Below are 11,104 nucleotides of genomic sequence, written 5' to 3'. Positions count from 1 at the left end.
AATGATGTCTTTTATACCCTAAAATTAATCGTTAACTTCAGTCCTGAATAGTTAGGTTAAAAGTAATAAATAAGTGTAATCGCTACAATTTCGAAGCAAAGATATGCGTGCATTAAAAGATATCTATAGTTAGCACTGGTTGCAAGATGTACTCGTTCGCTGCATCTTCGAGTGATAGTATAAATTTAGGGATATCTGCAAGAACGAAATCTTCTTTTAGCGCAAAAAACTGGAATAGCTCAGAGTATTTCAGTGTAAAAGGTAAACCATAATAATTCATAAGGGCTTGTTCTGTTTCTACCAATTTTTAGCATCAGATCATTTAGTTCGTCACTTTAAGGGTTCTCCTGCAGTAGATGCCAGAGGTGCGCCCTTGCTATATAGTCCAATAATAATTCAGGAAATTCTTTATCATCCATTACGCTAAGGTATTTAAATTCAACGTATTTGCGTATAATGAAAATTGTTTATTATCGACAGTAATTAGGTGCTTAATTGTTCTTAGATTTCAGAAGATAAGGGTAAAAATAAATATGCCAATTTGGTCAATAAAAGGCAATCATAAAAGTTTTTGAAAACCAATTCCGCATTTAAAGCTTTATGTAATAAAGATTTATAAAGTATGGCTGATAATAATATTGGCATTTATGATGATCAGGATGATCAGAATAATGCAGATGAAACAACTAATTTGGACAAAGCTGAAGTAAATAAAGATGAGTCGGAAACAGAAGATACAGAGATTAAGGTCAATGCCCAACCGTTAACTACCCAAGGTGATGAGGCTGAAATTGAGAAATTCATGGCTGCAACTACAAACCTTTCGCTAGATCAATTAAAGAAAGAGGGCGGTCCACAAAGTAATGATGATACTGACGAAACAGCTGAGTGATTCTTAACCTTTGATCAAACAAATAATCAGTAAAAGCCAGCCTTAAGCTAGCACTTTTGATATTAGATCTTAAATCGATGTCGAGGTATTGACATGTGGTTTTGAAAATATTTGGGCGATGCTTTCATCTAAGTATTAACAGTTTATTGTGATTGGTAAGTGATAAGAGAGCAATATCAATGGGTTAAGGAATCGGGAAATGTTTTGTTCAACTATGGCAAGACAATATCTTCCAATGGTTTATTAATTGAAAACTCTTCGTTTGGGAGAGGTGGGAGTATAAAGAATTTATTGGTTCACATTGCGAATACGGATGAACTTTGGGTCATGGAATTCAATATTGCGTGAGAAAGCTTATTTTGTTTTTTTTAATGGCTAGTTCTTTTAGCATACTTGTGCGTCAAATTATGATTTCAATGTAAATTTGATACTTACCAACGTAACCGGCCTCCAGGCTATTATGAACCTTATAAACAATGCGCTTCTTTTTTCTTAACCTTATCTCTGTTAGCTCCGATTAGCCATGAACAATAACCCGCGTAGAAAGAGTGACATTCTGCTCAAGAGTGCTTTTGAAGAAGCTTTTCCCGATTTACTGCGCTTCTTTTATCCGGAAGCTGATCAAGTATTTGATTTGGATAAGGAATTTCAGGTGCTGGATAAGGAATTACGGGAGATCTTTCCTGAACGTGAGAAGAAAGGAGGAGCACGTGCCGCCGACTTGCTGGTTAAAGTATGTCTTTTGAAAGGGGGATTTGAATATATACTGGTACATGTAGAAATTGAAGGAGGGAACAAACCAGGCTTTGAGAAAAGGATGTTCCAATATCAATACAGGCTAACTGACCGCTTTGGAATTCCGGTGGAAGCATTAGCTGTATTTACTGGAGAAAGGAACCAACGGAGACCAGGCCAGTATCATGAAAAGCTAATTTTCACCGAGATCTTATTTAAGTATAAAGCCTATCAAATCTTTGATCATACTCATGAAGAACTACTGGGTATGGATAATCCATTTTCATTGATCATTCTGGCAGCACAGAAGGCCCTGCTTGAAGGGAAAATACCGGAAGAAGAATTAGGTGAAGAGCGGCTTACCATTGCCCGGACTTTAATAGAGAGTGGTAAATATAATCATGAAAAAATTGCACGTTTTATCATCTTTTTGAAAAATTTGGTCTATATAAAAGATCCGAAAATTAATCGTATTTTTGATATAGAAGTAGACACCTTAATGGGAAGGAGCAACGTTATGGGAATAATAGAAACAATAAACGAACTGAATAGGGAAGAAGGTTTTGAAATGGGTCTTGAAAAAGGTATAGAAAAAGGCTTATCTCAGAAAGAACTGGAGAAGAATATAGAGTTCACCAAAAACCTACTATCTTCAACAGATTTAAGCGTCTCAAAAATTGCTGGTCTGGTTGGTGTTACAGAAGATTTTGTTAGAGAAATCAGTAATAGCTTGAAAGACAAATAAATTACTTTTTCACTTCGCTAATTTTAACATCCCTACGGGACACCTGTTGAGTCATTACAATTTATTTTAACTGCTTTTCCCTCTGCAAAAGTTTTGTATCCAGTGATAAATTTATAAATGAATCTTAATTTATATTTCCATAAGTCTTGAAATTCCATTTTTTTAATAATTTTATTATTTAACGCAACCGCATGAAGTTTGGATGCTAGTTTATTATAAGCAACAATCTGCATTTCTTCGAGCAGTTCTTCAGCACATATTTTTCCTTCCAGAAACAGATGTTCGTAGATGAATTCGTAATAAGGTTCAGAACTCACATTCAAGCTTAATTCAGGAATAAGTTCTTCAGCAATTAAAGATTCTTCTATAGCTCGTTTGAGCAATTGTAAATCCGGATGCAATTTCACATAGAAAATTTATTAGCGTCACTCACAATCTTCTCTTTCTCTTATTGTACTAATGTACCTGTATTAAATTTGTTTACACTAATAGAAAATAGGTGATCATAAAAAGAGATTGTATTGGTGAGGTGATTTTATTAATAAACCGCTAATGATTTATTAATGCAAACTTAATATATGGTGCCTTACTTTATACTTTGTTATAACGATATGATGTTACACACTACAAAGAAGCGTTCGCTTAAATTACTTATCCTTTTATTTGCTGTAATTATGGGCTCTACCTGTAAAGCGCAGTTGCCTACTAATAATCCTAAAGCACCGAAGGTTCTTCTTCCTAATGGCTGGTCTTTAAGTCCCGCTGGTAAATCTTTGCCGCTTGGTGATCTTCCTCTGAATATGGTCTTGTCACACGATAAACAAATGCTTGCTGTCACCAACAATGGCCAAAGTGAGCAAGTGATTCAATTGATTGATCCTAAAAGTGAAAAGTTATTGGATGAGGTGTCTATTGCCAAGTCCTGGTATGGGATCCGTTTTGGTGATGATGATAAAAAGTTATATGTATCCGGTGGAAATGATAATATCATTTTGGTGTATGCTATTGCGGGTAGGAAAATCGGAAAAGCGGATACGCTTACTCTAGGTAAACCATGGCCGGTTAAAATTAGTCCAGCTGGATTAGATGTAAACAATAAGACCAATCGTTTATATACGGTTACCAAAGAGGATAGTGCGCTGTACGTTTTTGATTTGAAAACTAAAGCGGTCATTAAGAAAATAGACCTGCAACATGAAGCTTATTCTTGCCTGCTCAGTCCTGACAAGCTTAAATTATATATTTCACTATGGGGCGGCGCCAAGCTGTTGGTTTATAATACGGTAACCGGGAAAATTATAAATGAAATTTCTACGGGAAATCATCCAAATGAAATAGTTTGCAGCAAGAATGGAAAGTATGTTTACGTGGCCAATGCCAATGATAATTCGGTATCGGTTATTAGTGCCGCGTCGAATAAAGTGATCGAAACTATTTCTGCTACATTGTATCCGACAAAATTGACTGGATCGACTACCAATGGATTGGCCTTATCTTCTGATGAAAAAATACTTTACATCGCTAATGCGGACAATAACTGCTTGGCTGTATTCAATGTTTCCGTCCCGGGTAAAAGTGTCTCGAAAGGATTTATCCCTACGGGATGGTATCCAACGAATGTTAAAACGGTTGGCAATAAGATTTTGGTAGCCAATGGAAAGGGTTTCGCCTCTATGGCCAATCCGCAGGGGCCTCAGCCAATTAAGAAGACGGATAATAGTGGTTACCAGACGGGTATTACGGATAAAAAGAAGGTTCAGTATATCGGGGGACTTTTTAAAGGAACGCTTTCTATAATTGACGAGCCTTCGGATGCACGGTTAAATACTTACTCCAAACAGGTATATGCGAATACTCCTTTTAACGCTCAGGTTGAAAAAGTGGCTAAGGGTGAGGAAGGAAATCCTATCCCGATGAAAAAAGGTGATGTTTCTCCGATTAAACATGTTTTTTATATCATCAAAGAAAACCGTACGTATGACCAGGTTCTGGGGGATATGAAGGAAGGAAATGGTGATACGAGTTTATGTATTTTTCCGGAACGGGTAACTCCTAATCATCATGCATTGGCCAGACAGTTTGTTTTACTGGATAACTTTTATGTGGATGCGGAAGTGAGTGCTGATGGTCATAATTGGAGTATGGCTGCTTATGCCACTGATTATGTGGAAAAGACATGGCCAATTAGCTATGGTGGTAGGGGTGGTACCTATGATTATGAAGGAAGCAGAAAGATTGCTTATCCTAAAGATGGATTTATTTGGGATTACTGTAAGCGCGCTGGACTCAGCTATAGAACGTATGGGGAATTTGGAGAAAATGGAATGGCCAATATCAAAGCTCTGGAGGGCAGGGTATGTCCGGGTTATGATGGTTTTGATATGGATATTAAGGATGTAGACCGGATTAAAGTTTTTAAGCATGATTTTGATTCGCTGATAGCTATAAATCAGGTGCCGCAGTTTAATTCTCTCCGGATAGGGAATGATCATACCAGCGGACAGAAACTAGGAAAAATTAGTCCTATTGCTGCAGTTGCGGACAATGATCTTGCCTTAGGTCAGCTGATTGAATATATTTCTAACAGCTCTATTTGGAAGGAGACAGCGATTTTCGTTCTGGAAGATGATGCGCAGAACGGCCCGGATCATATTGATGCACACCGCTCTCCGGCTTTTGTAATCAGTCCTTATGTTAAAATGGGCTCGGTAAATCATACCATGTATTCTACTTCAGGAATTTTACGGACAATGGAACTGATTTTAGGTTTACCACCAATGAGTCAGTATGATGCCGCTGCTTTGCCACTTTTTAATTGTTTTGATAGCAAGCCTGATATGAAGTCATACCGTTCATTGGGTTCAAACATAGATTTGAATACCCTCAATATTGCCGTGAATACAAGTTCTAAAAGATCGGAATCGTTCAACTTTGCTAAAGAAGATGCAGCTCCGGATCTTGACCTGAATGAAGTAGTATGGAAATCGGTGAAAGGGGAGGACTCTGTGATGCCTGCTCCACGGAGAAGTGCATTTGTAAAGTTGGAACTGAAAAGTGACGATGACGAGGACTAATTAGCGAATCATACTTAACCTTTTATTACAATGAAAAACATCTTTTTAGCTGCATTGCTTCTTACTGTTGGAACCGCTTTTTCACAGCAATCCAAGGTCATTAATTCTTCAAATTTAATTTCTGGGGTACAGCAACCTTTCCTGTTTTCGGTGTCTTCATTAACTGAACCTGGTTGGAACATCAACTACTCGGGTAGTTATGGAAAAAATATTACAAATCCTTTTGGCTTTAATGGGGTAGACCAGCAGTTTGCTGTATCGGGCTATCTAGGCTCCCGCTTTACCTTATATGCCAAAGCTGGGATTGGTTTCAGTGAATCAGGGGGAGTACGCAGTTTACAACAGGTAGAGGTCATCCGGGACTTAATTGGAGGTGCTGGTAAAACACAGGGATTTAGGTTTGGAACGAGTCTGGGTGTAAGACGTGAGTGGACAAACGAGAATGTCGTTTTTAGTAGATTAACTGCGGCACTGGGTAATAAGTTATGGAACCTGGCAGGTAATGTGAGGATTGAAAAGGCCTTTGATAATAACAGGGATAACGTTGATTTGATTACAGCTGTTGGTTTTCATCATAAACTGGGTAAACAATTCTTTGCTGGCTTTGAAGCTGCAGGTGAAGATTTGGAAGGGTTCTGGGACAAAGAGGAGGCTGAAGGAGGTGCTAAGCTTTTTATCGGTCCATCGGTTAATATGGCCACTAAAGATTCGCACTTTTTGTTCTCGCTAGGTGGCGGACCGATTATCTATGCTACTTCGAGTACCCGCAACATTGACAGTGCACCAAGAGACTTTAATATTTCTAATAACGGTTATACTGTCCGGTTTATGGTAGGGTTTAAGTAATCATACTTCTTCATCTTCGAACAGATAGCCACTGTAAGCCAGCCCTTGGGCAACACTCCTAAAGTTATCTCCGGAATTTATGTTGAGGTGCGGAAAAGTTGTTTTGAAAAGATTCTGGACAGATACAACCATGGATGTTCCACCGGTAATGAAAAGGCTGTCAATATCTTTTGTATTTATTTGATTTACTGTCATGAATTCATTTAAATAGACGCGGATTTTGTTGATATCCTTTTCTATAATGGCATTGTACTCTGACAGGGAAACAACCTCATCAATTTCTATATCCCTGTTGGAATAACTGAATGCGGAACTCTGCTTACTTGAGAGATCAATCTTTGTCTTTTCAATGGACTGAAATACGGAATAACCGAGATTATGATCAATGAGTGTTATGAGATTTTTAAATTTACGGTTATTTTTGGAGAAATAATAGTAATCATCAATGTCTTTCCTGATCCTGCTGCCGTTGAAAAAGTTCATTTTATCCCAGGAACAGATATTGGCGAATAGTGAATTGGGAACGTTCAGGATCTTTCCTGGCGTGGCTTCATAGGGCGTGTCCTTACCAAAATAGGGGGTTCCTCTTTCCCACATAAAGGCGGAATCAAAACTATCTCCACCAATGTAAATCCCTCCTGTAGCGAGCAGATTGTTTTTGCGGTCAATGCTACCCACTTTTTCCGGGTCAAGTATCAGATAAGTAAAGTCTGTTGTACCTCCTCCAAGATCGGCTACCAATACATTCTCCTTTTTTTGGAGCGTCTTCTCGTATGCATAGGCTGCTCCTATGGGTTCAAACTGGAAACGGACATGTTTAAATCCGGCGAGTTGAGCGGCTTTAGTTAGCCTATTTTGTGCCAGGGTATCCTTTTGGGTGCTGTCATCATCAAAGAACACGGGACGGCCTATAACAACCTTCTGGGCTTCTTGTCCTGTCATTGCATCAGCTCTTGCTTTTAGCTCTTTCAGAATAATGGCTACCAGGTCGGATGCGTCATATGCTTTGTTTTGAATGCGTGTTTGGGTGAAGCTGCTTCTGGATAAGATCTGTTTGACTGATTTAATAAACCGTCCTTTCATGCCATCTTGCAGGTAGGCTGAGATGGCATTTTCTCCTACAACGTATTCTTCATCTCCTGTCGTGCTCCGGTCTTGTGGAAAGTAAATCAGGGATGGAATGATTAGGGTCGTGAGGATCTCTTGTTTCTCTTCATCGTAAATGGATAAAGCCGAATTTGTCGTTCCAAAATCTATTCCATACAAATATTTCTTCATGGCAAACGGGGATAATTATTCAGCGATGTATAAAATAGAATAACCGGGCGGCGAAAGTATAAAAAAAAACTGGAATTAACCTGATGGATTGGTTGAGAAATATATTTCTTCAAAGAGTATTTTTATTATGGAATGTGATTGATGTTGTCATCATAAGAATATAAAAAGAGACGTAGCTATCCTGCTTTTTAAACCTTAAAAATTCACCTTTAATATTTAATAAAATGGCAAAGTTAGATCTTTATAACCAAGAGTGGATTGACGTCGTATTTACTGGAAGGAACCAAGAGTATGGTGCTTATCAATTAAGGAAAAACAATAGTAGGATGACAAATCTGGCTATGTTCTCTGGAGCATTATTTTTTACTTTGATAATGAGTGCTCCGCTGATTTCCAGATATATTAATGGGGCAGAATCGAATAATGGAATTGTGCAACTGCCTTTAACTAATGTAACACTTATTACTGCTCCAGCGATTGATAAACTGGCCCCTCCTCCTCTTAAGGTAGTGGAGCCTACTCAGCCTAGGGTAAGTCAGATAAAGTTTCCTCCTCTGGTAGTGGTGCCTGCTAATCAGGTGAGCAATGTGGATCCACCTACTGTTGATGAGTTGAAGATTGCGGATCCTGGCCCTAAAACGGTTACGGGTAATCCTGATGCGGCCGTGCAGATTGATGGTCCTGTAGGTACATCTCCGGGAACCAAATCAGTCGTAATAGAAGATGAAACGGTACATCCTTTTGAAGAGTTGGAACAAATGCCGGAATATCCTGGTGGGTTGGCTAAATTCTATTCATACATCGGTAAGAATTATGTTTATCCTGCTTCAGCGAGGGAAAGTGAAGTTTCTGGGAGAATAGTTATGAGTTTCATTGTGGAAAAGGATGGTAGTCTTACGGATATAAAGGTGCTTAAAGATTTGGGTATGGGTACTGGAGAGGAAGCAACCAGACTCTTGAGAAAGACAATTAAATGGACCCCAGGGATTCAAAATGGTAGAGCGGTAAGGGTTCAGTATACACTGCCAATCATGTTGAATTTGGAAGGGCAGTAAATTATGCCATATAAAAAGGGATACTTTTGTGATATGAAAAACTTGAAATTTATATTGGCTGCCGGAGTGTTGGCCCTTTCATCTTGTAGTCAGACTACACGTTCAACGGATCGTGACAAAGTAGTGGCGGATTCAATAGCTCAAGAGATAAATGTTCTTACTGCACAAAAGGCTCTTTTTGCTAAAATGGAAATTAAGGATACGATTAAAATAGGTGATTTGGTTCAACTGAGATTCACTGTTTATAATAAGGCGGACAGCGTTATGCAATTTTGTAAATGGCATACTCCATTTGAACCTTTAATAAGTAAGTACTTGGATATTAAAAATGAAAGTGGGGAGGAAGTTTCTTATAAAGGTGCAATGGCTAAAAGGATGATGCCCCCTCCAGCAAGTAGTTATATGAAGTTAAATCCTCAGGATAGCGTTTCTATTGATGTTGATTTGTTAAAGGGTTATGCAATTGAAGGCGCAGGTAAATATACAATTAGCTATAACAGTCAAAATATGAGCGGATTAATGGTTAGAGACAGTATCTCATTTGTGTATATTAAATAATTCTTTTGGTGTTAATTGAGGGACAATAGAGTTCCTGCAATTGCTGAAACTAAGGCTATTATCAAAGCCGGAGTAAAGCCTTTTAATTCGAAATCATTAAAGAGTTTATCTGCTATTTTGATCATTACGGCTGTAACTATCAATCGTACAAAAAATGATAAGAAGCCAAGTGTCAGGATGTTTAGTGGAAAGCGGAGCAGCAATCCTATAGTCGCATTCAGGATACCAATAACAAAAGCAACCAGTACTGCCGTTCCAAAACTTTTAATCCTGATGCCTGGAAGCAAAGAGGAAAGTGTTAAAAGTATGCCTGCGTTAACTAATAATCCGATTATAAAATTCATGAACAATAATAATGTAAATAGTTTTTAATTCGGATTATTTTTTAAAAGTGTTTTTGATCTTTCTATAACCCTTCCTTAGGAAGGTCGTCCTTACCCGGGTCTGAAAAATGCTTTCTTTGTGTCCTGACAATGGCACTTAGCTGTTCATGTATACTGATAATGTCACCGATCAAGAAATAATCCCTTAAATTGTTCTTAATACTGGTGCGCATAATTCTTCTTACTGCATTCTTCTGCACCTCGCCGACTTCATTTATCCGGCCCAGAAAGTTTAAGGATAACAAGGCGAGTAACGCTCCTATAAGGAACAGAAAGTTCCATTCATGCAATGCAACAATGCGAACCAATTTGGAAGCCGTTGGACTGGTCCATTGAGCTGAAATAGACAGACTTCTTTGTGCAAAAAAGTCGGCTAATAATCCCCCCATCAATGGTCCTAAAGATGAAAACACAGCTGTGATAATATTTTTGACTGATAAATAGACAATCGCATCTTTTTTAGGAGCAAGCTTTAATCCTATATTGGTGAGGGATAAATTGATTCCTGCTGTAGAAATCCCACTGAATGCATGAATAATGACCAGTAAGCCAATGTTAGCGAAATGATGGGAGTAAATACCTACAAAACACCAGGCAATGATGCACAGTATATAAAGAGGGGCATTGATAGCTATAATACTCTTGTTACTGTAGCGGTCTGAAAAAGTGCCCCACATGTTTAAAGTCAGGATACTGAAGAGCTGACTAATTATGGAAAGTATGATGATGTAAGAGATGGGTAATCCTAATCCTTTCATCATAAACACCGTAAAAAAAGGTGTAGCTATATTTAAAGCAAATACCCATGCTGAATTGAAGACGAGTAAGTGGCGAAAATTAATGTTTTTGAGGGGGCGTTTGAAAAGGGATAGGATATCAGCATTAGTGAGGTAGGATTGTGGTTCTGGTGCATTGGATAAGATGATTCCACCAATGATGCCAATTATTCCGGCCAGGATGAAAAAGATGGAATAGGTTTTTAATTCATACTGTTGCTGATTCTTTTGTACATAGTCAAGTATTAGAGCTAAAATAATACTCAGTACTACATTTAAGATCTGCGTATATTTACTGCGGCGTGAGAAATACTTCCCTAACATGGCTTCGGGAACCATGTCTTTCATCCAGGAGTTCCAACTTGGTCCGGCTATAGATCCAAACAGGTAATGAAAGAAAAGGAAAAATAGAAGCAACTGAACGGGGCTGTCTGGAGACCACCAAACCATGCAACCGATTAAAAAGAGTGGAATCCTGGCGAGAAAGGCACAATAAACCGCAACAGCCCTTCTGTTATGATACTTACTAACCAGCCATATCGATATCAGCTGAAAAATATTGGTAAACATAGGCAAAGCCGCCAATATACCTATCTCTATGTTATTTGCACCTAATAGAAGTGCCATTGCAATTAAAAAGGCCCCACCAGTAAAAGCAGTCATTGCTTCTGCTGTAAGACCATCCCATATTACTATTCTTAACCCTTTGGTTATATCATTTTGCGTTAATATTTCTTTTGGTCTTAAATCCATAGAATGTAG

General features: G+C 38.3%; 10 protein-coding genes. 6 read left to right on the top strand and 4 right to left on the bottom strand.

Annotated features, from left to right (window positions below; genetic code table 11):
* Nucleotides 1–622 precede the first annotated feature (622 nt).
* Entirely contained in the window at nt 623–892 is a 270-nt protein-coding gene (locus BFL47_RS13430; RefSeq protein WP_069660309.1) for a hypothetical protein, read from the top strand.
* A gap of 523 nt (nt 893–1,415) precedes the next feature.
* On the top strand, nt 1,416–2,372 hold the full coding sequence (locus tag BFL47_RS13425) for a hypothetical protein (RefSeq protein ID WP_069660308.1): 957 nt from the start codon (nt 1,416–1,418) through the stop codon (nt 2,370–2,372).
* Between the two features lie 32 nt (nt 2,373–2,404).
* Here BFL47_RS13425 and BFL47_RS13420 read toward each other — a convergent pair whose 3' ends face one another.
* Nucleotides 2,405–2,779 carry a hypothetical protein gene (locus tag BFL47_RS13420; RefSeq protein ID WP_069660307.1) on the bottom strand — a complete coding sequence of 125 codons (375 nt, stop codon included), beginning with the start codon at nt 2,777–2,779 and terminating at the stop codon, nt 2,405–2,407.
* A gap of 204 nt (nt 2,780–2,983) precedes the next feature.
* Here BFL47_RS13420 and BFL47_RS13415 point away from each other — a divergent pair, with 204 nt between their 5' ends.
* On the top strand, nt 2,984–5,446 hold the full coding sequence (locus BFL47_RS13415; protein WP_069660306.1) for a bifunctional YncE family protein/alkaline phosphatase family protein: 2,463 nt from the start codon (nt 2,984–2,986) through the stop codon (nt 5,444–5,446).
* A 30-nt stretch (nt 5,447–5,476) separates the two neighbouring features.
* The gene (locus BFL47_RS13410; RefSeq protein ID WP_069660305.1) at nt 5,477–6,292 is read left to right on the top strand and encodes a hypothetical protein; all 816 of its coding nucleotides are present in this window, start codon (nt 5,477–5,479) and stop codon (nt 6,290–6,292) included.
* On the opposite strand, the gene BFL47_RS13405 is transcribed toward BFL47_RS13410, so the two are convergent.
* Complete coding sequence (locus tag BFL47_RS13405; protein ID WP_069660304.1) at nt 6,293–7,570, bottom strand: Hsp70 family protein; 1,278 nt, start codon at nt 7,568–7,570, stop codon at nt 6,293–6,295.
* 224 nt (nt 7,571–7,794) lie between these two features.
* On the opposite strand from BFL47_RS13405, the gene BFL47_RS13400 reads away from it, so the two are divergent.
* Complete coding sequence (locus tag BFL47_RS13400) at nt 7,795–8,625, top strand: energy transducer TonB (RefSeq protein WP_069660303.1); 831 nt, start codon at nt 7,795–7,797, stop codon at nt 8,623–8,625.
* Nucleotides 8,626–8,658: 33 nt separating this feature from the next.
* Complete coding sequence (locus BFL47_RS13395; RefSeq protein ID WP_069660302.1) at nt 8,659–9,183, top strand: protease; 525 nt, start codon at nt 8,659–8,661, stop codon at nt 9,181–9,183.
* Nucleotides 9,184–9,194: 11 nt separating this feature from the next.
* Here the strand turns inward: BFL47_RS13395 and BFL47_RS19320 are convergent, their stop codons facing one another.
* Both BFL47_RS19320 and BFL47_RS13385 read right to left on the bottom strand, forming a co-directional pair.
* Nucleotides 9,195–9,527, bottom strand: coding sequence for a phage holin family protein (locus tag BFL47_RS19320; protein ID WP_083257172.1), 333 nt, complete (start codon nt 9,525–9,527; stop codon nt 9,195–9,197).
* Nucleotides 9,528–9,589: 62 nt separating this feature from the next.
* Nucleotides 9,590–11,095 carry an MFS transporter gene (locus BFL47_RS13385; RefSeq protein ID WP_069660300.1) on the bottom strand — a complete coding sequence of 502 codons (1,506 nt, stop codon included), beginning with the start codon at nt 11,093–11,095 and terminating at the stop codon, nt 9,590–9,592.
* Nucleotides 11,096–11,104 lie beyond the last annotated feature (9 nt).

Origin of the sequence: Arcticibacter eurypsychrophilus, assembly GCF_001730525.1 — a bacterium.
GTDB lineage: Bacteria > Bacteroidota > Bacteroidia > Sphingobacteriales > Sphingobacteriaceae > Arcticibacter > Arcticibacter eurypsychrophilus.
The sequence above is the reverse complement of the archived record's forward strand: the minus strand, read 5'-3'. Positions and strand labels throughout refer to the sequence as shown.

Bases quoted from the DNA above. Each gene is read 5' to 3' on its own strand.
- BFL47_RS13385 (WP_069660300.1), bottom strand. From the start codon at position 11,095: ATGGATTTAAGACCAAAAGAAATATTAACGCAAAATGATATAACCAAA.
- BFL47_RS13395 (WP_069660302.1), top strand. From the start codon at position 8,659: ATGAAAAACTTGAAATTTATATTGGCTGCCGGAGTGTTGGCCCTTTCA.
- BFL47_RS13430 (WP_069660309.1), top strand. From the start codon at position 623: ATGGCTGATAATAATATTGGCATTTATGATGATCAGGATGATCAGAAT.
- BFL47_RS13410 (WP_069660305.1), top strand. From the start codon at position 5,477: ATGAAAAACATCTTTTTAGCTGCATTGCTTCTTACTGTTGGAACCGCT.
- BFL47_RS13405 (WP_069660304.1), bottom strand. From the start codon at position 7,570: ATGAAGAAATATTTGTATGGAATAGATTTTGGAACGACAAATTCGGCT.
- BFL47_RS19320 (WP_083257172.1), bottom strand. From the start codon at position 9,527: ATGAATTTTATAATCGGATTATTAGTTAACGCAGGCATACTTTTAACA.
- BFL47_RS13415 (WP_069660306.1), top strand. From the start codon at position 2,984: ATGATGTTACACACTACAAAGAAGCGTTCGCTTAAATTACTTATCCTT.
- BFL47_RS13400 (WP_069660303.1), top strand. From the start codon at position 7,795: ATGGCAAAGTTAGATCTTTATAACCAAGAGTGGATTGACGTCGTATTT.
- BFL47_RS13425 (WP_069660308.1), top strand. From the start codon at position 1,416: ATGAACAATAACCCGCGTAGAAAGAGTGACATTCTGCTCAAGAGTGCT.